Annotated in this window: 23 protein-coding genes; 8 read left to right on the top strand and 15 right to left on the bottom strand. The window is 41.7% G+C overall.

The window, feature by feature from the left end; translation table 11 throughout:
- Positions 1 to 267 precede the first annotated feature (267 nt).
- The gene (abc-f, locus tag LFUMFP_RS00835) at positions 268 to 1,815 is read left to right on the top strand and encodes a ribosomal protection-like ABC-F family protein (RefSeq protein ID WP_025083692.1); all 1,548 of its coding nucleotides are present in this window, start codon (positions 268 to 270) and stop codon (positions 1,813 to 1,815) included.
- A 321-nt stretch (positions 1,816 to 2,136) separates the two neighbouring features.
- On the opposite strand, the gene LFUMFP_RS00830 is transcribed toward abc-f, so the two are convergent.
- The gene (locus tag LFUMFP_RS00830; RefSeq protein WP_025083811.1) at positions 2,137 to 3,552 is read right to left on the bottom strand and encodes a glycoside-pentoside-hexuronide (GPH):cation symporter; all 1,416 of its coding nucleotides are present in this window, start codon (positions 3,550 to 3,552) and stop codon (positions 2,137 to 2,139) included.
- Between the two features lie 24 nt (positions 3,553 to 3,576).
- The gene (locus LFUMFP_RS00825) at positions 3,577 to 3,816 is read right to left on the bottom strand and encodes a hypothetical protein (RefSeq protein WP_025083810.1); all 240 of its coding nucleotides are present in this window, start codon (positions 3,814 to 3,816) and stop codon (positions 3,577 to 3,579) included.
- Positions 3,817 to 4,116: 300 nt separating this feature from the next.
- On the opposite strand from LFUMFP_RS00825, the gene LFUMFP_RS00820 reads away from it, so the two are divergent.
- From LFUMFP_RS00820 to LFUMFP_RS00800, 5 genes are read left to right on the top strand one after another with little or no spacing between them, the layout of a single operon-like run.
- On the top strand, positions 4,117 to 5,175 hold the full coding sequence (locus tag LFUMFP_RS00820; RefSeq protein ID WP_025083809.1) for a MupG family TIM beta-alpha barrel fold protein: 1,059 nt from the start codon (positions 4,117 to 4,119) through the stop codon (positions 5,173 to 5,175).
- Position 5,176: 1 nt separating this feature from the next.
- Positions 5,177 to 6,067 carry an N-acetylmuramic acid 6-phosphate etherase gene (murQ, locus tag LFUMFP_RS00815; RefSeq protein WP_056950350.1) on the top strand — a complete coding sequence of 297 codons (891 nt, stop codon included), beginning with the start codon at positions 5,177 to 5,179 and terminating at the stop codon, positions 6,065 to 6,067.
- A 27-nt stretch (positions 6,068 to 6,094) separates the two neighbouring features.
- Positions 6,095 to 7,549, top strand: a complete 1,455-nt coding sequence (locus LFUMFP_RS00810) for a PTS transporter subunit EIIC (RefSeq protein ID WP_025083808.1) — start codon at positions 6,095 to 6,097, stop codon at positions 7,547 to 7,549.
- 21 nt (positions 7,550 to 7,570) lie between these two features.
- Positions 7,571 to 8,419: a MurR/RpiR family transcriptional regulator gene (locus LFUMFP_RS00805; RefSeq protein WP_025083807.1), complete on the top strand. Its 849-nt coding sequence runs from the start codon at positions 7,571 to 7,573 to the stop codon at positions 8,417 to 8,419.
- A gap of 12 nt (positions 8,420 to 8,431) precedes the next feature.
- Positions 8,432 to 8,917, top strand: a complete 486-nt coding sequence (locus LFUMFP_RS00800; protein WP_025083806.1) for a PTS sugar transporter subunit IIA — start codon at positions 8,432 to 8,434, stop codon at positions 8,915 to 8,917.
- Between the two features lie 213 nt (positions 8,918 to 9,130).
- On the opposite strand, the gene LFUMFP_RS00795 is transcribed toward LFUMFP_RS00800, so the two are convergent.
- Both LFUMFP_RS00795 and LFUMFP_RS00790 read right to left on the bottom strand, forming a co-directional pair.
- Entirely contained in the window at positions 9,131 to 9,772 is a 642-nt protein-coding gene (locus LFUMFP_RS00795; protein ID WP_035439191.1) for a DNA alkylation repair protein, read from the bottom strand.
- A complete protein-coding gene (locus LFUMFP_RS00790) occupies positions 9,765 to 10,328 on the bottom strand; it encodes an NADPH-dependent FMN reductase (RefSeq protein WP_056950347.1) in 564 nt (187 codons plus the stop codon). Before LFUMFP_RS00790 ends, LFUMFP_RS00795 begins: the two co-directional genes overlap by 8 nt.
- Positions 10,329 to 10,433: 105 nt before the next feature.
- Here LFUMFP_RS00790 and LFUMFP_RS00785 point away from each other — a divergent pair, with 105 nt between their 5' ends.
- Entirely contained in the window at positions 10,434 to 10,913 is a 480-nt protein-coding gene (locus LFUMFP_RS00785) for a MarR family transcriptional regulator (protein WP_025083804.1), read from the top strand.
- Positions 10,914 to 10,949: 36 nt separating this feature from the next.
- On the opposite strand, the gene LFUMFP_RS00780 is transcribed toward LFUMFP_RS00785, so the two are convergent.
- From LFUMFP_RS00780 to LFUMFP_RS00765, 4 genes are read right to left on the bottom strand one after another with little or no spacing between them, the layout of a single operon-like run.
- Positions 10,950 to 11,681: a sulfite exporter TauE/SafE family protein gene (locus LFUMFP_RS00780; RefSeq protein ID WP_056950344.1), complete on the bottom strand. Its 732-nt coding sequence runs from the start codon at positions 11,679 to 11,681 to the stop codon at positions 10,950 to 10,952.
- On the bottom strand, positions 11,682 to 12,203 hold the full coding sequence (locus tag LFUMFP_RS00775; protein WP_025083803.1) for a GNAT family N-acetyltransferase: 522 nt from the start codon (positions 12,201 to 12,203) through the stop codon (positions 11,682 to 11,684).
- Positions 12,204 to 12,205: 2 nt separating this feature from the next.
- The gene (locus tag LFUMFP_RS00770; RefSeq protein ID WP_025083802.1) at positions 12,206 to 12,826 is read right to left on the bottom strand and encodes a histidine phosphatase family protein; all 621 of its coding nucleotides are present in this window, start codon (positions 12,824 to 12,826) and stop codon (positions 12,206 to 12,208) included.
- Between the two features lie 55 nt (positions 12,827 to 12,881).
- The gene (locus LFUMFP_RS00765; RefSeq protein WP_025083801.1) at positions 12,882 to 13,385 is read right to left on the bottom strand and encodes a cysteine hydrolase family protein; all 504 of its coding nucleotides are present in this window, start codon (positions 13,383 to 13,385) and stop codon (positions 12,882 to 12,884) included.
- A gap of 149 nt (positions 13,386 to 13,534) precedes the next feature.
- Between LFUMFP_RS00765 and LFUMFP_RS00760 the strand changes: the two genes are divergently transcribed.
- Complete coding sequence (locus tag LFUMFP_RS00760) at positions 13,535 to 14,944, top strand: C69 family dipeptidase (protein ID WP_106482859.1); 1,410 nt, start codon at positions 13,535 to 13,537, stop codon at positions 14,942 to 14,944.
- A 258-nt stretch (positions 14,945 to 15,202) separates the two neighbouring features.
- Here the strand turns inward: LFUMFP_RS00760 and LFUMFP_RS00755 are convergent, their stop codons facing one another.
- The 7 genes from LFUMFP_RS00755 to LFUMFP_RS00725 all read right to left on the bottom strand — a co-directional run bounded on the left by LFUMFP_RS00755 (position 15,203) and on the right by LFUMFP_RS00725 (position 21,340).
- Positions 15,203 to 16,402: a MalY/PatB family protein gene (locus LFUMFP_RS00755; protein WP_106482858.1), complete on the bottom strand. Its 1,200-nt coding sequence runs from the start codon at positions 16,400 to 16,402 to the stop codon at positions 15,203 to 15,205.
- A 68-nt stretch (positions 16,403 to 16,470) separates the two neighbouring features.
- Positions 16,471 to 17,538 carry a M24 family metallopeptidase gene (locus LFUMFP_RS00750; protein ID WP_106482857.1) on the bottom strand — a complete coding sequence of 356 codons (1,068 nt, stop codon included), beginning with the start codon at positions 17,536 to 17,538 and terminating at the stop codon, positions 16,471 to 16,473.
- Between the two features lie 9 nt (positions 17,539 to 17,547).
- Positions 17,548 to 18,864, bottom strand: coding sequence for a PTS sugar transporter subunit IIC (locus LFUMFP_RS00745; RefSeq protein ID WP_106482856.1), 1,317 nt, complete (start codon positions 18,862 to 18,864; stop codon positions 17,548 to 17,550).
- A 4-nt stretch (positions 18,865 to 18,868) separates the two neighbouring features.
- Positions 18,869 to 19,204, bottom strand: coding sequence for a PTS sugar transporter subunit IIB (locus LFUMFP_RS00740; RefSeq protein WP_025083796.1), 336 nt, complete (start codon positions 19,202 to 19,204; stop codon positions 18,869 to 18,871).
- Between the two features lie 18 nt (positions 19,205 to 19,222).
- On the bottom strand, positions 19,223 to 20,272 hold the full coding sequence (gene ypdE, locus LFUMFP_RS00735; RefSeq protein ID WP_025083795.1) for an aminopeptidase: 1,050 nt from the start codon (positions 20,270 to 20,272) through the stop codon (positions 19,223 to 19,225).
- The gene (locus LFUMFP_RS00730) at positions 20,269 to 20,589 is read right to left on the bottom strand and encodes a PTS lactose/cellobiose transporter subunit IIA (RefSeq protein ID WP_025083794.1); all 321 of its coding nucleotides are present in this window, start codon (positions 20,587 to 20,589) and stop codon (positions 20,269 to 20,271) included. Before LFUMFP_RS00730 ends, ypdE begins: the two co-directional genes overlap by 4 nt.
- Before the next feature lie 4 nt (positions 20,590 to 20,593).
- A complete protein-coding gene (locus tag LFUMFP_RS00725) occupies positions 20,594 to 21,340 on the bottom strand; it encodes a PTS sugar transporter subunit IIA (RefSeq protein ID WP_056950340.1) in 747 nt (248 codons plus the stop codon).
- Positions 21,341 to 21,537: the final 197 nt, after the last annotated feature.

Here is a 21,537-nt window from a genome sequence, read left to right as displayed (position 1 = left end):
AATTCTGCTAGACTTTAACCCAATTGATACCGAAAGAAGTGACGTACATTGAAAATAGCAGGCTAATTTATCTGATAACTCGATTGGAACCGACTGTTCACCATTTTGTGGACCGTTTATTTCTGATGGGTGTTAAGGTAGCCTGCGTTTATTTTCAAGTCGCCCACGCTTATTCGACTTGTTAAAAAGACGCCCATCAGCGCGTCTTTTTTTGCGGCCTTAATCCCAATCAGCCAATCGCCTGAATTAATTGATGAGGTGATTTCAATGGGCACTATCCAACTAACCAATTTAACATTTAACTATCCAGATCAAGTCGAACCCCTTTTCAACCACGTGACGCTCAAATTCGATGCCAGCTGGCGACTCGGTTTAATCGGCCGGAACGGTCGTGGTAAGACAACATTGCTCAAATTATTACAACGCCAACTCCCTTTTGAAGGGCAGTTAACCACCGATTTAGATTGCCAATATTTCCCCCAAACAATCAAGGACCCCACTTGGCTAACACGCGATATTTTAATGCAGCTCGGTCATCTCGATGAGTCCACGTTTTGGCAAATCGAACGTGAATTACAAGGCTTACAAGTGGCCCCCGAGATTGTTTGGCAACCGTTCAATACACTCAGTCCCGGCGAACAAACGAAAACCTTGCTCGCCTTATTATTCATTGACGATCAGCATTTTCAATTAATCGACGAACCGACCAATCATTTAGACCAAGAAGGTCGCGCAGTTGTGGCGCAATATTTAAAACGCAAAAGTGGCTTTATCGTCATCAGCCATGACCGCCATTTTTTAAACCAAGTCATCGATCACGTTTTAGCGATTAATCGGGCCGACATTACCGTGCACCAAGGCAATTATGAGACGTGGCAAACCGCTTATACTCAACAAGAACAAACCGAAATTCAAGCTAACCACCAACTGAATCACGACATCAAACGCTTGACCCAAACCGCACAACAAAAGGCACAATGGTCGCAACAAGCCGAACGCGGTAAAAATGCCGCTAGTGTCAAAAATGAAAGTGCCAATCTGGATAAAGGCTTTATCGGTCACCGCGCAGCGAAAGTTATGAAACGGGCGACTGCAATTACTAATCGTGCTGAACAAGCCGTTGACGCCAAACAACAGTTACTCAAGAACGTCGAAATCGCTGAACCACTGACCTTAAAGCCATTACCGCTGCGCGCACAACAATTCGTGTTACAAGCGACAGAGCTCACCTTGCAGGCCACACCAAATGTCCCACTCAACCAACCCTTATCCTTGGTCGTCAAACCCGGTGAACAAATCGTGGTGGCCGGTCCCAATGGTGCGGGGAAATCGACTTTCATTAAAGCCTTGTTGGCTCTTCCCGCCACAACATTGATTCATCATGGGCAACTCGAACTTAATCAACAATTGAAAATCTCTTATTTACCGCAGAATTTTGACCAATTAGCGGGCTCTTTAGCCAATTTTGCCCTTGAAAAACATGTTGAACTTGAACCACTACTTGGCATGCTGCGTAAACTCGGTTTCGATCGGCAATTATTTTCGCACCGGTTAGAAACGATGAGCATGGGCCAAAAACGTAAAGTCGCACTTGCGCGTTCACTCTGTGAAGAGGCGCATCTTTATCTTTGGGACGAACCGCTTAATTATTTAGACGTTATCACCCGCCAACAAGTTCAAACCTTGATTGAAACCCAGCGACCAACCCTATTGTTAATTGACCACGATGTCGATTTCGTCACGGCGGTTGCGACGCGGACTTATCAAATAGAACCAATTGAGTGCTCACACCCACGGTTTGATTCTGAGCATTAGCCTAGTTCCGTGAATAAGTCCGGTTTATGGGCTTGTTTACGAAACGTCGCTAAGCACAGGAATCAGTGGGTGTTGGCACGTTATGAATGCAGAATGTTCGCTTAACCTAAAATGACCAGTTATCTTAAGTTCAAGATAACTGGTCACTTTTTTGTTTATACTCAGAAGCTAACCAGCTGAGCTAGCAACTCTGTTCTGAAACGTGCTTTCTCAGCCAACTTCTTCCGTCTAGCTACGAATCGCAAATTATGACTAATCCCAGTCATAATTCACAATTCTAGGCTATACTCAGAAGCTAACCAGCTGAGCTAGCACTCTGTTCTAATCTAATTTCTTTTCCAATTCGTTGACGATTTCAGCGTGTTTGGCTTCTGTTAATTTAATTTTGGCCATGAAAATCAAGGCTGACACAATCAATAAGACCATTGGAATGAAGAACATATATGTTTTGAATTGTAATAAACCACTATTTGTAATATCACTGGGCTTCGCATTACCGGTCATACCAGCGTGAATGGCAGCAGTCCCAACCACACCATTGGCGAAAGCGCCGGCCAATTTATCCAATAATGGACGGACTGCCAATGTGACAGATTCATTCCGCGTACCACTCTTCAATTGACCGTATTCAACACTATCCGTGATCGTCATCAAAGCGGCTAAGAAGACCATTGGGTATGGGAAGAAGAATAACCCAATGGCGATTAAAACAACGACTAAGTTGCTTCCAGCAAATAAGAAGAGAATGTACCCCAACAACATCAAGGCAATCCCACCTAGATAGATGGCCCGACGTTGAATTAAAGCCACTAACGTTGGGAATAATGCAACAGAAATCACGCCTAAGATCGCCGTAATCACGCCGACTGTTGTAAAGGCAGCCGCGCGACCCATCACATATCTGAAGTAATAAATTAATAGTGAATTCGTAATTACATAACTAAATGCGAACAAGAAATATGACACTGATAACCACATTAATTGATCATTTTTACCGATGACTTTGAAAACATCACGGAAACGAATTTTTTCGGTGTTTTCACGAATCGCACTCTTTTCTTCTTTAGTCCCTAAAATGGTGGCTAAAGCGCCTAAGAATGACACAATCCCGATAACAACGGCGAAACCGAACCAACCAGCACCAGTTTGTTGACTACCGTGTGTGCCAGAAAAAATTTGTGAGAAGAAGACGACCATTGGCACGATGACAATAATGACGCCTTGTGCCCCTAAAGTTGACCCAAAACGCGCAATTGCGCCAAACTTCGTCCGTTTTTCTGAATCAACGCTTAAAGCGGGTAACATTGACCAGAACGAAATATCTTTAAATGAATAGAAAATATCTAAAATGACGAAAACGATTCCAAATAACGTCAAGTAAAGATAAGGGCTCTTAGTGTTCAAGCCACCAAAATTCGTAAAGATTAACGCTAAACCAATTGAACTGATAATTGAACCTATGAGTAGCCAAGGTTTAAATTTACCCCAGCGAGTCCGCGTATTATCAACGACCCCACCAATTAATGGATCAAAAACGATTTCGATAATCCGAATGACAACCATCATCGAAGTGACATAACCAATCATCTTCGCGTTGAAAGCCGCATTATTGGTATCGAATAATTGACTCGTGACAAAAATCATAAAATAAGTGCTGAGTGTTGCGTAAAAAGCATCGTGTCCAAAAGCCCCAAAGGCGTATGAACTGTATTGTTTCAAATCTTTAAATTTATTCATAATAAACTCCTTTCAATTGAGCGATTATTGGTAACGACGTTCGATAATTTTTTCTAAAATGGCTTGGCGTTGCTTTTCTTTTGCTGAACCAAATTGATTTTCTTCTAATGAATTAAAATCCTTAGCTAATAAAACAGATTCAAGGTAAAGCGTTAATTGACGCTTGATGTAAACCTTGTTGTCTTCATTGGTTTGCTTAGGATTCCCCGCAATGATGGCTGATGCAAATTGATCAGCATCAATGATAATTTTATTCTCGCTCATTCTAACCGCTTCTTTCTCTCTTAATATATTCCATAGACTTTAAGTAAACGTTTACTTGTCCGTTAAATCAGTGTTATCAAGTTATTAAGCTTGATAATGTAACCGTATTCCTAAGTCAGTAATTCTATTTTACTAAAACTTTACTAAAATGTAAACGTTTAATTTTATTTATATAGCGTTTTCTCATTTTTGAAACATGTTTCTTTTTTTAAATATTTTAAAGTAATTATTGAAATTTAGTTTCAATAATGCTATATTTATTTCTGAGGAAAGCGTTTTAATTTAGAAAGGAGATCAACTATGCTTGGTTTTTCTGTTTATCTTAATCAACCAATTGACGATTTAATTGCCAATAATTGTCTTCATATGCAGCAATCTGGTTTCACTGAAGTCTTTACATCGATGCATATTCCAGAAGACGACGTTACATTATATTTAAAGCGCGTTCAGGCACTCGGCCAAATCTGTCGCGAGAACCATTTAGATTTAATGATTGATATCGAATCGGATTCATTAGAACATATCGGCCTTTCATTAGATAACCCACAAGCGATTAAAGCTTTCGGGATTACGGGGCTCAGAATTGATTTTGGGATTAGCAATCAACAAATTGCGGGACTCTCACAACATTTAAAAATCGCGTTAAATGCCAGTACCCTTTCAGAATCGGATTTAGTCGCTCTTAAAACGGCGAATGCGAATTTCCAAAATATGGAAGCTTGGCATAATTATTATCCTAGAAATGAAACCGGTTTAGCGCGTGACTGGTTCATTCGCACCAATCAATGGTTAAAAGAGAGCGGGTTTACAACGCAGGCTTTTATCCCCGGTGACGGTCAACTAAGAGGCCCCATTAAAAGTGGGTTACCCACACTTGAAGAACACCGTGGTCAACATCCTTTGGCCTGTGCCTTAGATTTGTTAGCCCTCTCGGTCGATAAGGTCTTCATTGGTGATCCCCAACTCAGACCAGCAACACTGATGCAATTCTCGGATTATTTCCAAACACAGACCATGACCCTTCATTGTGTTCGTGAAACCAATCAATTACCGGACTACTTGTTCACGACGCAATTCCATAACCGTCGTGATGTCGCGCGCGATGTCATTCGTTTAGAAGAAGGCCGTCCGCTTTGCAAAAGTACTGTTGTGCCACTGGCCTGCGCGACACGACCAATTGGTAGTCTGACCATCGATAATTTAGATTACGGTCGCTATATGGGCGAATTGCAAATCACTAAAACAAACTTACCTGGCAATCCCCAAGTCAACGTACTTGGCAAAATTATTGATTCAGAACTTCCCCTCTTACCATTTATTCTGGCTGGACAAGCCATTCAACTAAAGGAGCAATTATAATATGGACTTAAGTCGTTTAACTACCGAAAATCGGAATCAAAAAACAATGAACTTAGATGAATTACCGGTTCATGATGTGCTACAACTCATGAATACTGAAGATCATGGTGTACCAGAAGGCGTTCAAAAAGCACTCCCTCAAATTGAAGCGGCCGTTAAAGCCATCATCAATAGCTTCCAAAAAGATGGCCGTCTCATTTATATGGGCGCTGGTACCAGTGGCCGCTTGGGCGTCTTAGACGCGGCCGAATGTGTGCCCACTTTCGGAACAGAACCTGAAATGGTCCAAGGCTTAATCGCCGGTGGTATGGCTGCAATGACTGTTGCCGTTGAAGGTGCTGAAGATTCAGCCGCTCTAGGCCAAGAAGATTTAGTGGCCATTAACTTAACCGCCAACGATACCGTCGTCGGCATCGCCGCAAGTGGCCGGACACCTTACGTGATTGGCGGCTTAGATTATGCCAAACAAGTTGGCGCCGCAACCGTCAGTTTAGCTTGTAACTTTGACGCGGCCATCAGTCAACATGCTGCGATTAATATCGAAGTCGAAGTTGGCGCAGAAATTTTGACCGGCTCAACTCGCCTCAAATCAGGAACGGCGCAAAAATTAATTCTAAACATGCTTTCAACCGCTTCAATGATTGGTATCGGTAAAGTTTATAAGAATTTAATGGTCGACGTTAAACCCACTAACGAAAAACTCGTGGAACGTGCTAAACGGATCATCATGGCTGCAACGGACTGTTCTTACGACGTTGCCGCACAACAATTTACCGCCGCTGATGAAAATGTTAAATTAGCAATCGTTATGATTCTCACTGATTTGCCCCTCAAGGAAGCCAAGCTAAAACTCAAACAAGCTAAGGGTTTCGTCCGTCAAACAACGCATTAAAAAACTAACTATTTAGGAGATATTGCCATGTCTGAGAAAAAAGAAGTTCGTTTAGCTAGAGAGATTTACGCTGCCATTGGTGGCCCAACAAATGTCGCCAAATTGATTCATTGTATGACCCGCGTTCGGATGACGATTAAAGACGACGCTAAAGTTGATATGACCGCTCTTAAAGCGATCGACGGCGTCTTAGGAATCGTCGAAGAAGATACATTACAAGTGGTTGTGGGCCCCGGGATCGTTAATAAAGTCGCTCAAATCATGGTCGATGAAGTCGGCGTTAAGTTGGGCGACCCATTCCCCGATAATCAAGCAGCGGAAGTTGATCAATCAGCAATGACCGATCGCGAAAAAGTCGAAGCTAAAGCCGCCAAAGTTAAGGCTGCTCAAAAAGCCAAACAAAAAAGCACACCCGTTAAACGTGTGCTGAAATCAATTTCTAACATCTTCGTACCCTTAATCCCCGCCTTTGTTGGGGCCGGTTTAATCGGTGGGATTGCGGCCATTTTATCCAATATGTTACTCGCTGGTTCGCTTGGCACTAACTGGACAGAATTCGTCACCATCTTAAACGTCATTAAAAATGGTGTCTTTGCCTTCTTAGCCGTTTATGTTGGGATTAACAGTGCCACTGAATTCGGGGCAACACCTGGCTTAGGTGGGGTTATCGGGGCCGTTACCTTATTAAACGGTGTCGATCCTAAAATTCCGTTACACAATATTTTTAACGGTCAACCTTTAACGGCTGGCCAAGGTGGTATAATTGGCGTAATCTTCGCGGTTTGGGTCCTTTCAATTATTGAAAAGAAATTACACAAAATCGTGCCAGATTCAATTGATATTATCGTGACACCAACGGTTTCATTACTCTTAATCGGGGTCTTCACGATTTTTATCGTCATGCCAGTTGCCGGTGTCATTTCAAACTCGTTAGTCGGTTCAATTAACTGGGTCCTAAACGTCGGTGGTGCCTTCTCCGGATTCGCTCTAGGCCTACTCTTCTTACCAATGGTCATGTTCGGTTTACACCAAGTCCTAACCCCTATTCATATTGAAATGATCAATAAAACCGGTTCAACATTATTGTTACCAATCTTAGCAATGGCGGGTGCCGGTCAAGTCGGTGCTGCACTTGCACTTTGGATTCGTTGTCGTAAAAATAAAGAATTAACGAACATGATTAAAGGGGCCCTTCCCGTTGGCTTCCTCGGCATTGGCGAACCTTTAATTTACGGAGTCACTTTACCTTTAGGGAAACCATTTATCACAGCTTGTATCGGCGGTGGGATTGGTGGTGCCGTCTTAGGTGCACTTGGTGGCGTCGGTTCAATCGCCATCGGGCCTAGTGGTCTAGCACTGATTCCGTTGATCACTAACGGCCATCAATTTGGCTATATTCTCGGTTTATTATCAGCCTACGCTGGCGGTTTCGTCGCAACTTACTTCTTCGGTATTCCTAAAGATGCAATGGAAGCAAAATAACTAAAAAAGGAAATAATCGTTATGGAAAGTATTATCTATTCAATCCAAAAAAAATTACCTGCGCTCACTAAATCTGAAAAACGACTCGCAAAATTCGTCTTAACCGATCCACAAAAGGTGACGACAATGACGACTAGTGAATTAGCAACAGCTGCCGCGGTTAGCCCCGCAACAGTCGCCCGTTTTGGTCAAACGATTTGTGGCAAAGGTGGCTTTCCAACCCTTAAAATTCGATTATCATCCGAAAAAGAATTCACACAACCGATCTATGGTGAAATCGAACCCAATGATTCCACCCAAGATCTTAAAAATAAACTGACTTTTAGAATTAATCAAACATTAGGCCAAACCAATCAATTATTAGCGAATCAAGATTTGGAACAGGCTGCTCAATTAATTAAGCATAAACCGGCCGTTTTCGTTTACGGCTTAGGGGCTTCTAATATCGCCGCCGAAGATCTCCAACAAAAACTATTACGTGTCGGTAAATTAGTGATTCAATCCCTCGATACCCATCTGATGGCTGCGGCCTTAACCGCTCAAAAAGACCAAGCCGTTCTAATCCTCATTTCAAATTCTGGCGAAAAATCAGATGCATTGCATTTAGCGGCCTTAGCAAAAAGTTTAAACATTCCCGTCATTGTGTTGACCCACGCACGTGACAGTCGACTCGCTAACCTCGCGACCATCATTCTTCAACATGATGACAGCACTGAAAGTCGCACATTACGAAGTGCCGCAACGACTTCATTAATTGCGCAACTCTACGTCGTCGACTTGCTTTACTACGCCTTTCTCGAACGGCATTTCAATAAAAATGTGTCACAATTATCCGAATCACATCAAGTCATTACAGACTTTTTTAAATAGGAGGTTATTCAAATGAAATTATTTTCAAAACGCAAACAACCGGTGACGCTGAATTTGCAAGCGATTACTAACGGTGAAATCATGCCACTAGAAGCCGTTGCCGATGAAGTTTTCTCCGCTAAAATGATGGGCGATGGTTACGCCATTCAACCGACGGATAACAGCATCTATGCACCGGTTGCTGGCACAATTTCAAGTGTCTTCCCCACCAAACACGCGTTAGGGATTACGACTGACGATGGTCTTGAATTACTGATTCACATCGGTCTCGATACGGTCGAACTCGCTGGCCAACCCTTTAACGTTTTAGTCAATGAAGGCGACATCGTTAAAGTGGATCAACCCTTAGTTGATGTTGATTTCGCAGCCATCACCACCGCTGGTAAAGGCACGACATCCATGGTGATTATCACGAACATGGCTGCGATTAAAACCCTAACACCCCCCAACGAACAAACCGTCCAACACGGTGATTTAGTTCAAACAATCTCGATGTAACCAAAAATAAGCTGTGACAGAACTCGGTTATCAAGTAAAAAAATGAGTATCCTGAATTTAGGATACTCATTTTTTTGATTTGAACGGAAATTGATGAGTTATGGCACGCGTCAATAAAACATATTCGTTTAATATCAGAATACCTAGACTTATATCAGCGATGGCTTTTTGTTTTTGACTCAGTTCTCAATTGTTTCACACGAAACATCAATCTTACTTAATCTGTTTTAAAGCCTCTTTTTGTGCCAAACTGGCTAGCTGATGAGTCGCCACAAATTGGCGTACCCAGTCAGCATCAGTCTTGGCGTATTCACGAAGCGCCCAACCAATCGCCTTTTGAATGAAGAATTCATCAGTTGCTTGATCGGCCTCAATCGCTTGGGTTAAATGCATTAAACGTGTCTGGTTTTTAAACCCTAACTGCAAAATCAGACTAATCCGTCGCAGCCAAAAGTTATCGTTACCGGCAAAAAGCGCCCAGATAACGTCAAACTGTTCGGGATGTAACTTGATGTATTCGCTATAGAGTTTGCGCCAAATATCAATCGTGTCCCACCAAGCTTTATCGGTCACGACCGCTAACAAGTCTTGTAAATCTGCTAGTTGCCATATACGCTTGGCCCGAACCGCTAAATCAATCGCTAAGTATTGATATTCCCGGGCTTCTTGTGCATAAAGTTGGCGGATTAACGCCAACATTTCAGTCGCTGAATAATGTTTCACAGCTGACCAAATATCGCGTTCTAACAAATGACGTTCTGGTGCTTTGACGCCGTTGAACTTAAATTGATCCTGCATATAACGGGCCATTGCGACTTGATTTTCAGGATGCAGTGGCAACTCAATCTTAATCATGTGCAGCCACTAACAGACGCATCTCAGTCACCACTAATTGTAGTACGGGTTGGTAGTCTTTCAAAGCCTGATTAACGTCATTGAACTGGCCCGCTGCATTAAACATCTCGGGTGCGATACTAATTTGCGGATTCGTCGCTAGATTTTGCATGTGTAACCCTTCCGTCACGAGCTTCATGGCAATCAAGCTTTGAAAACCACCGTGACCACCATACGGCATAATGCTAACCGGTTTGTTTGCCCATTCTCGATAAAGATAATCGAGGGCGTTCTTTAAAACGGCCGGATAACCCCAATTATATTGTGGAAATAATAAGACAAAACCATCGTATTGACTGACTAATTGACTCCACGAGCGAGTGTGGGCCTGTTGGTAGTCACCTTTAGCCGGAATTTCCGGTTCATCTAGAAATGGCAAATCGATTGTCGCCAAATCCAATAAATCAACCTGTAAATCGGCCGATTGCAGTTGTTGTTGCGTCCATTCGGCGATTGAGCGGCCAATTCGCTTCGGACGGTTCGTTCCGATAATAATTGCGATTTTATGTGTTGTCATTTTATTTGCTCCGTTCATATTGATTCACTTGAATACAAAGCGTATTATAAACTTAATCAATAAATTGTCAATATTAATTCTCATGAATAAAAAAGAGGTAATCATTTGTCACTCATCAACGATCTGATTCAAACATTAAATCAATTTATCAGCGCTGACCGGCGCAACGACCAAGAGAAACAGTGGGTGCAAGCCCAGGTCACCGATTCCAAGCTCCGTCAATTGCTGACGCGTCTATCGACCCGCGATATTAAAATCATCAGTCAGATTGGCCAAGAAGCAATCTGTTATATCAAAACACTACCCACAGCCGTCAACGCGTCCCAAGCTACGATTTCGCGGACGATTTCGCGTTTGGAAAAAGACGGGCTTGTCGCCAAATACCGCAACATCAATAATGACAAAGAGTTACTCGTCCGTCTAACCGAAATTGGCCAAACAATCGCTGAGCTCCACACCCAGTTAGATCAACAATTGGCGACCGACCTCGAGAGCATCGCGGCCGATTATTCGCCGGAAGAACTCCAACGTTTCACCGAACTAATGCAGCGGATTAATCAACATCAACTACCGGCAATTAAATAAGAAAACGTCGCATTCCATATTTGGATGCGACGTTTTTTAGTGAATCACTTTAATCAACAATAGACCACCAAAGATAATTAACAGCCCGTAAATGTATTTAACCATCGTGGTCGGCGCAATCTTAGCGCTAATCCAGTTGCCGATTGGAATCACAATCAATAATAGCGGTAAACTAAGCGCCAATAATTGAAGCACTTGCACCGTCCAAAAACCGGCGAGGATATGACTCGCCACCACAATCGTGCCGACACAAACAAAGTGGGCTTGTAAAATTCCGCGTAATTCATCGACCGACCATTTTTTAAGTGTGCCATAAATCACGACCGGTACACCGTGGCTATTGTAGGCACTGCCCATAATTCCCGAAATCAGCCCCGCTAGATAATCCCACTTTGGGCTAGCTAAATGGACTTGCGCCGCACTTTTTCGAACGAGATTGTACGTGCCATAACTGATTAAAAAGAGCGCTAAGGCCCCTAAGACAATCTTGGTTGGCACCCATTTCATCACCGCAATCCCCACTGGCACCCCCAATAATGACCCCAGTACCAAACGCCGGACCACCGCTAAATCAATTTTAGTCCGGTAACGAATCGCCGCGGGAATCGCCACGATTAATCCGAGCGCCCCAATTAACGCGGTCGCCGACTGTAAATCAAACGCAACTAACGCCAATAACGGCATCGTGACTAGTGCTTCACCGAATCCAAAGACCGTCCGGGTCAAAGCGCCCAATAAAACAATTAAAATAATGATGACAATCGACATCTATGACTCCTTAATCTGGGGATTGACCATGCCAAAAACATAGTGCGGCATCGTCATACCATAGTAGTGTTTCTCAATCCGATCAAGGACCTGCATCCCGTTACGAATCGCCACGTTCATCGACGCTAAATTATTATCGCGAATAATCGAATAAGCCTTCAATTGATCGAACGCATACTGCTTAACCGCCCGTGCGGCTTCAGTGGCGTGGCCTTGATGCCAACAATCACGGCGGAATAAGTAGCCGATTTCTAACACGGTTTGGTCACGGACTTGCTGCGGGGTCAGCCCACATTGGCCGATTAATTCGCCACTCTCTTTTGAGATGACGGCCCACAAACCGTACCCGAATTGCGCGTAGTTCCCCAGTTGTTTATCCAACCAAGCTTGGACTTCTTCATCTGAAAAAGCATGTTCGTAAGCAAACATCGTCGCTTCATCTTGTAAAATTAATTTTAAGGCTGGTAAATCAGCTTGCGTTAATTCGCGGAAACTTAAGCACTCAGTCGTCGTCTCAATCACGTTTAATCCTCCGTCATCGTTTGATTCCATAATTGTTTTTGATAATGGCCAGCTTGCCCGGTTAGGATTGAGAGACTCGCGTTGGCGACCATTTTTTGATTGCGAATTTCGGCAAATGGCACGCCTAATAAAGTGTTCATTAAAAATAACAACACAATCCCGTGAGCGACGATTAGAACTTGGCCGTCCGGATAGGCTTGATTATAATCGTCAATCACCGCTTGTCCGCGAGCGAGCACCGATTGATACGTTTCCGCATGAATCGCGGCCGCATCGAATAAATCGGGGTGGTGGAAATAATGGTCAAATTCCGGATGATTCTGTTGTGCCGCGACTGGCTGTCCTTCCCAATCGCCTAACGCCATTTCCTTTAAGCGGTCATCAATCTGAATTGCCGGTTGTACGGCCTTTGTCGGTTGCAACAATAATTCAGCTGTCGTTTGCGCCCGTTGCAGTGGTGAACTGATAATCGCGTCAAACGATTGTTTGTCCAAATAAGCCCCTAAGCGACTAGCGGCAGCTTCACCGGATGCTGTCAAAGCCGCATCGACCCCGCCACCGTTAAAACACTGCGCGCGATTAATAATCGTTTCACCATGTCGTACAAAATAAAAAGTGGTCATCTGACTCCCTGCTTTCCGCTATAATCCTGATACTTATTATACCTGATTTTGGGCATCATGAAATCAATATTAAGAAGCGGTTCTGCCAAATACCTTCATAAAATTGAATCGTTGCAGCTGCCGATAAATACTGATTATCAAAGGTCGTTGTCATTTGAGATTGCATTTGCAACTGGTACCCCAAATGATGAGCGACTTTAACGGTAGTATCGATGCAATATTCCGTTTGCGCCCCACAAATTTCTAACGAAGTCACTTGTTTCTGGTCCAGAATCGTTTTTAAAGTTGTTTTAAAAAAAGAATCCGCGTGTGTTTTCTGAACGTTGATGTCCGTTGCCGCTGTTTCTAAGGTTGGGATAATTTGCCAAGGCATTGTCCCGGCAATCAATTCTTCATCATTATGCTGGATAAAAATAATCGGCCGATTAGCCTGGCGATAATCAGTTAACCGTTGATTAATTTGTGTCACCAATCCATCGAGATGATCAATCGGACCCGCACCCTGACAAACCCCATTTTGCATGTCAATGACTAATAAACAATCGGCTAATTCTGTCATTTAAATCCCTCCAACACTTTTAAAATTAGTATACCATCAAACTTTTTATCATTTAATAACTTTTTCACATGAAATCGGCTTAAAACGCCCAAATTAGTGGCTAAAAGCGTTATACTACTAGTATCAAATCGATAAGGAGTGTTCTAACAATGAAAAAACCAATCAAAGGTTCATGTACGACGGTTCTCGTCGGCAAAAAAGCGTCAATTGACGGTTCAACAATGATTTCTAGAAATGATGACGGTCATGAAGCGTTAGACCCTCAACGTTTTGTTGTTGTTAACCCTGAAGATCAACCACGCGACTACCAAGCCGTTATTAGCGGGGTTCAAATTAAATTACCTAACAATCCAATGCGTTACACATCGATGCCTAACTCACTTTTGACCAACGGAATTTGGCCAGCTGCTGGGATTAATAGCGAAAATATCACGATGTCTGCAACTGAAACCATCACGACTAACCCTCGTATTCAAGGCCTCGATCCTTTTGTGGCCGGCGGAATTGGCGAAGAAGATATCGTAACTTTGGTGTTACCATACATCCATAGTGCTAAAGAAGGCGTTGAACGTTTAGGCGCAATTCTGACAGAATTCGGCACTTACGAACCAAACGGGATCGCTTTTTCTGACCAAGATAGTGTTTGGTGGTTAGAAACTATCGGTGGTCATCACTGGGCTGCTGTTCGGATTCCCGATGACGCTTACGTGGTTGCCCCTAACCGCATGAACATCGACCATTTTGACTTTAATTCAGCTGATACACTTTACTCAGCCGACTTAAAAGCCTTGATCGACGATAATAACTTAAATCCTGATTTAAACGGTTATAATTTACGCCACATTTTTGGTAGTGCTTCAATCAAAGATACCGTTTATAACAACCCTCGGACTTGGTACGGTCAACAATATTTTAATCCTGAAATCAAACAAGATCCACGCGATCACGATTTACCATTCATCTGCCACGCTAATCGCAAAATTTCAATTGAAGACGTTAAATTCGTTTTGAGTTCTCATTTTGAAAATACTGAATACGATCCTTACGGTAGCGCCCCTGAAGACGTTAAAACGCTCTTCCGCCCAATCGGGATTAACCGGAACCACAACGTGCATATTCTTCAAGTTCGTAACAACGTGCCCGCTGAAATTGCCGGGGTTCACTGGTTAGCTTACGGTGCCAATACGTTCAACACGGTCGTTCCATTCTATGCCAACGTCAACGACACACCTGGCTCTTATAAAGATGCCACTGGGACTTTTGACCTCAACAACATGTACTGGTTGAGCTGCACGACTGCCTTACTTGGCGATACGAATTACGATTTCTATGTCGATATGCGCAACACCTTCGAATTAGAAGCCATGAGTGCTTATCACGAAATCCAAAACGCCACAGACAAGGCTTTTGCCGATCATAAAGCGGATGCCACAAGCTTCCTAGAAGCCGCCAACGCTAAATTAGCAAACGAATCATTAACACGCCAAACAAAATTATTAGGCGAAATGGTCATTTCAGGTTCAGAACACATGAAACTACGCTATAACCTAAACGATTAGAGTACTGAACTCACGGGTTGCTTCTGAGCATTAGCCTAGTCGGGTGAATAAAGGCGGTTTTACCTTTGTTTGCCTGACGTAGCTAAGCACAAGAAGCTGTGAGTACAAGCACGTTTTCGTTAGAGTGCTGTGAGTTGCGGTCAGCAACTGAGCATTAATTATAAATAACCGGTAATCTTGCTCTTAAGATTATCGGTTATTTTAGATTAAGTGAACATTCTGCATTGGCGCGCGCCACAGCTTATTTTTTGTGCCATTTTATTCTTTTTCCATCGTTGCCCACGTCTTGCGCATTCGCTCCATTGCCTCGGTAATTATTACGTGTGAAGTCCCTAGATTCAAACGTAAGAAACCTTCAGCATCCGCTACGTAATCATCGCCAACACCCACTATAACACCAGCATCATCGGCCATCCTGGTCGCAATTTCATGCATTGATTTCCCCGAACTAGAAATATCAACCCACGGGAGATAGGATGAATCCATCGCCATCAATTCCCAACCATTAAAATACTGATTAATATATTCTTCAGTAATTTCCAAATTAATTCTAATATAATCTTCACACTGAATTAACCATTCCAAACAGGATTCATACGCCGTAATCATTGCAATTTGTCCTGGAACGTTGGGGGAGGTAATCGAATTCTTCAAATATTGGTCTTTTAAAGTCTCTCGTATTTTTTCATTAGGAATAATTGAGTACGATAGCTTCAATCCCCCCAAATTAAACGCCTTATTAGGTGATGTCAAAACAATTAAATTTTGTAAATATTTTTCATCCAACGCCAGTGCAGAATTAAAAGTCCCCGAAATAATATGTTCTGAATGGACTTCATCCGAAACCAAAAGCACCTTATATTTTTGACAGAGTTCCGCAAGTTGGGTCATTTCTGACATCTGCCATATCCGACCTGAGGGATTATGCGGATTACAGAAGAAAATCGCTTTAGGCTTATCCTCTTTAAAAGCCTTCTCGATACTCACCATATCCATATTATAAATTCTATCATCTTTAATTAATGGTATTTTGATAACCTTTCGATTATTATGTTCGGCCGCATAAGCGAAAGGCCCATAGATCGGCGTGTTCAATAAAATGGCGTCTTCCTCATCAAGAAACGCCTGTACTAAAACATGCATGTTAGGAACCGTTCCATATCCTAAAGTCAGCCACTCTTTTGGAATATTTATCCGATGGCGCTTTTTATACCAATTTATGACACTTTCGTACCACCTTGCCGTCGCATAGGTGTAACCATAAGCGCCATTTTCAGCCATTTCAACTAATGATTTTCTAATTTCTGGTGCCGCTTTAAAATCCATATCGGCAATCCATAATGGAATAAAATCTTTGCGATGATTCGGAAATTTAGTGGCGACAATCGTTTCATCCCATTTTCTGGCACTATCAATATGACGATCAGATAAGTTATCGAAATCATATAACTTGGACATACATCTACCTCCATCGTTTTAAACTTAAAAAGCTACTTTATGTATGAACACAAAATAGCTCTCAATATTTAATCGTTAGTCTCTAGTTCGATAATTTCTCGAGTGGTTTTAGTGAGTATCTGTGGCGCCGAATTCGTGACCAGAATATCGTCTTCTATCCGAATACCACCCAACCCAGGAATATAGATGCCTGGTTCACAAGTCCCCACCATGCCGGCTGTCAGAATATCGTTTGAACTAGCATTCATCAACGGACGTTCACCACCGCCAATCCCCAAGCCATGGCCTAAACCATGCGTAAAGTAATCACCGTAGCCCGCGACCTCAATTTTATGAGCTGCAAAATTATGAATTTCTTTGCCCAGCTTCCCAGCAATAAATTGTTGCGCGGTCTCATTCTGGATTGGCCGTAAAATCTCGTACATCTTTCTAAATTGATCAGTCGCTTTGCCAACTGATATCGTCCTCGTCATATCCGACTGATAGCCATCTTTAACAACGCCAAAATCCAACAATAAGAAATCCCCAGTACACAGAATTCGATCACTAGCGCGTCCATGAGGCATCGCCGTTCTCGGACCGGAAGAGATGACCGGATCAAATGAAACCCCATCCGCTCCTAGTTGGTAAATCAACCGATAAATTTCTCCAACAACCTCTTTTTCTGTCATCCCGACATGGATTGTTGTTAACAGTTGTTTAAATACTTCATCACCAAGCGCACAAGCCACTTTTATTTTTTCAATTTCTGCTTGAGTCTTGATTGATCTAATTTTGGGGATTCTATCCCCCAATGATTTAACTTTACAAACCTCTGACAAAGCTTTAAATTGCGCATAAGGAAGTTCTTCTTCCGCTGCAATCTTATTGATATTCTCTTTAGCCAGCCACTTTAATATGGTTGACAAAACATTGCCCTGTTTTGTCACAATATTTTTAAATACTGTTGTAGATTCCTCTGCGGCAGTTTGATACCTGCCGTCCATTATTTGATAATTTTCTTTTCTACTGATAATCAGCCAGACACCACTACCCGTTAAACCATCGACATAAACCTTGGTCGCTTTTTGATTGATTACGATTGCGTCTACTGCTAACTCATCCAAAAGAAATTCAATCTTATTAATATTTTTCATTATAATCCCCTAGAAGTCTAAATCTAAATCATCTAATAATGATTCATCATCAAGTACTTTAGCTTCTTTAATCTCATTTTCTTCTTTCAATTGCGCTTTTTCCATCACTTTAAAGAATGGCAAATAGATCAATACTGCTAAGACAACTTGTAACGCGTTAACTAGAATCGAACGCCAATCACCTGCGGTTAAAAAGCCTTCAAAAAATGCGCCTACGTACGGTGGCGTAAAGATCGGTTTACTCAACCAGCCGAATTCCATGAACATGTAAGGGAGTTGTCCCACAATATTGCCGCCAAGAATAAACAGAATCATCATAATCGGATTAAGGATGACTGGTAGTCCAAACAAGATTGGTTCATTAATCCCGAACAGACAAGGAATAAACGACAGTTTCCCAATTTTTTTATACTGATTACTTTTTGAAAACATCGCTAGTATAACAACCCCAATTGAAATCCCGGCACCTGTAAAGCCAAAATAAGCACTAATTGAACCTGGCGCGTAGAAATGTGGAATTGCTTGCCCCGCTCTTAAAGCTTCAACATTTTCTGCAAAGAATTGATACATAATTGGTGCTGTAATGCCGCTCAGTACTGATGGATGAATCCCAAAGAAGAACAGTGTTAGTTGTAGAATACCTAACAACCAGACCCCCGTTAAACTATCCATACTCCCGACTAGTGGGCCGACAACAATCGAAATCATTTCCGGTGGTAATACACCAACATATGCCAAACTTAATCCACGAATAATAATAAATGCACCACCAACGATTAAAGCGGTCGGAATCATTTCAAATGAGCTAGAAACAAAATCTGGAACCCCTTCTGGCATTGAAATTGATAAATGATGATTCTGACACCATCGATACAGTTCAACAGTTAACAATCCGACAAAAATAGCGACAAATAATCCTTTTGCGCCAAAATTGGCAATGTCCGGAACACCATTTTTGTCAAAACGAATCGTTAGCATGACGAATGCAAAAGTTGAAAGACCAATCGAGCCTGGTATATATAATTTATAGTAGTGTCCTAAAGCATAAGAAATCGTCATAACTGCGTACAGCGAAAGAAAACCTAACGATAAAGTAACTGGCATATCAAGTAACTCAGCATTACTAATGATAAATTGGCTTAGAAAATTACCTTTGCCAATCATATTCGGTAACGCTGGCAGAATCGCAAAAATACTCCCTAGAATTGTAAACGGCGTCAAACCCATCATCCCGGATTTAACCGCTTTTAAATGAGGATTATTATCGACCTTTTCTGCAACCGGCATAAAATATTTATCCATAAAATTTTGGAATGCTGTGAACATGGCGTTATTCCCCCTTAGCTTTATTCTTTTTGTCAGCTATTAATGCCATCTTCAAAGCTGTTGCGCCATCCATTTTTCCATAAGTATCTTTATCCATAATCGCATAGGCGGTGCCTTTAGGTTCAATAATAGACCGAATATATTCCTCACGATGGGCAATTTGAGGGCCAATTAGAACGACATCAATCGGTTCTGTCTCATCTTGCAGAAGATCCGCAGAAATTGCTTTTAAGTTAAAATCTTCAAGTTGTAATTTTTTACTCTCACGAATCACATCTTTTATTTTTTCCATCATCATGGTTGTTGAAAAACCACCCGCACAGCACAATACAATATTCATCATAAATCCCTCCATTATTTAAAATTGATATACCTTATTTTGAAAATTGGTATCTAATTGCGTCAACATATTGGTATATAAATCCACTAAGTTTTCAACATCTGTGATGTCGATTACTGAATACGCACAATGTCCGTACCGGCAAGGTAGGCAAGTGACGACGGTTGCTTTCCCTTCATGGACCTTGTGAACTTCTCCTCCATCAGTCCCACCACGATTAAACATGTCATATTGTAGCGGTAATTGATTGTTCTTAGCCGTTTCTTTGACAAAGTTGACCAGTACCCGATTAGGCGCCAATGTTCGATCAAAGTGCGTCAACATCGGACCACTCCCAATTTGACGATTATTTGTATTATCTCTAATAAATTCATTCGGATAACAAGCAACATCGATGACAAATACAATATCCGGGTTAACCATATGGGCAGCAGTTTGTGCGCCTCTTAACCCGACCTCTTCACCATAGGTTGCTGCAAAATAAATATTATTGGGATGTTCAATATGCTTCATTCGTTTAGCAATTTCGACCAACGCGAAGCAACCATACCGGTCATCCATTGCTTTTCCCATATAAGTATTGGGTAAATCTAATTTTTCGAACTCAGTGCTATACGACACCATATCTCCGACATCGACCCCTAAATCAAGCACTTCTTGTTTACTTTTTGCGCCAATATCAAAATACATTTTCGAATCTGCAGTGACATTATATTCACCCGCGACGATGCCGTTAATTTTTTTACCAGTCGCTGTCGTCAGCCGCAATTTTTGAAATTCTAAGACACTGGTTTTAACTCCCCCAACAACCATTAACATCATTAACCCACCATCAGTGATACTTCTAACCATGAATCCCACTTCATCCATATGCGCACAAATCATCACATTTGGTCCTGATGGCTCTTTACCATTTTGCTTAAAAATCATACTGCCTAGACCATCGTAAGTGATCTCGTCGCTAATTGTTTCAAAACTTGTTTTTAAAACGTCCCGTACTTCCTGTTCGCAAGCAACAACCCCGTCCGCATTTGATAATTTTTCTAAAACCGCCACTTCAACTGTCATTTATCATTTCCTCCTTTTTCTTCTAACATCTGAACAAGTTCCTCGATTAAATCCCTAGCAAGCATACTGGTCATTAAATGATCCTGAGCATGAACCATTAAGAGACTGACTTCCGTCTTTTCGCCTTGTGCTTCTTCCGTTAACATTTTGGTCTGGATTTGGTGGACCTGTACACTTGATTTCCTAGCTTCCTCCAACTTTTCCCGGGCTTGATCAAAATCCCCCTTGCGCGCACATCTGAGTGCCTCGAACGCTAAGGAACGACTGTCACCTGCTAAAGAAATAATTTGAAAAATTGCCATTTCATTCGCTTCCAACTGCTTACCTCCTTTTAATTGCGGTTGTTATATAACTGATAAAACTTGGATAATCTTTGACCTGATACATCAATTCTCGAAGCTCTCGATCCTTGATTAGCTCAATCATCATCCGACTAATTTCTTGGTGTAACGTTAGATGCCCTTGACGAATATTAATTAGAAATATGATTTTAACTTCTTTTTGCTGATACTGCATCTCATTGGTTACAATCGTGACGTCAATCACTTCTTTTTTTGCAAAACTGGCCATCGGATGAGGACCAGCGACTCCAAAATCATAAACCGTGCTGATTTTCTGTTCTCTATCAATCACACTTTTCGAAAAATCAGGTGTAGCGGCCCCCATTGATTCAAGTCGCAAACCTTTCTTCTTCAATAACGCTAAGTAATCATGTTCATCAGTTACAATTGAGAAATTCTCTTCATTGAATAAATGTAAAATCGAATGAATATCATCCAAAAAGAAATTTGGATCTTCATTTAACAAACGGACCGATTTTTCAACTTTTTCTAGCGTCTCAAGCGATAACAGTTGTTCAATTTCAATCACGGGCACTGCGTATTCTTTATTATCAATAGACACTGCAGAAATGATTAAATCAACCTTTTCATGCATTCGCGCTAACTGATTTTTAGAGACCGTTTTAATTTTTGATTTTGGGAAAAGCCGTTTGATCCCTGTTTCAAGCAAATAACCCGCGCCCCGACCATCCTCCGTCAAAATAATAATTTTTCGGTAATTCTCCATCTCTAACAACTTTTGACGCTCTAAACTCGCTGCAAAATAAATCGCAAAATAGCCTAATTCATCTTTACTAATATTTTTTAAGGATTTGTTATTAATATAATTTGGTGAATTTTATAATGAAGTTAGCCACCGCTAACTAAAAAACGCCACGTGAATTTCATGTTATATTGAAGTTACCACTAACTTTCAATAGACAA

The sequence above is a fragment of the Latilactobacillus fuchuensis genome (genome assembly GCF_900258455.1).
Classification (GTDB): Bacteria; Bacillota; Bacilli; order Lactobacillales; family Lactobacillaceae; genus Latilactobacillus; species Latilactobacillus fuchuensis.
Note: the sequence above shows the minus strand (reverse complement) of the source record. Positions and strands in the feature narration are given on the sequence as shown.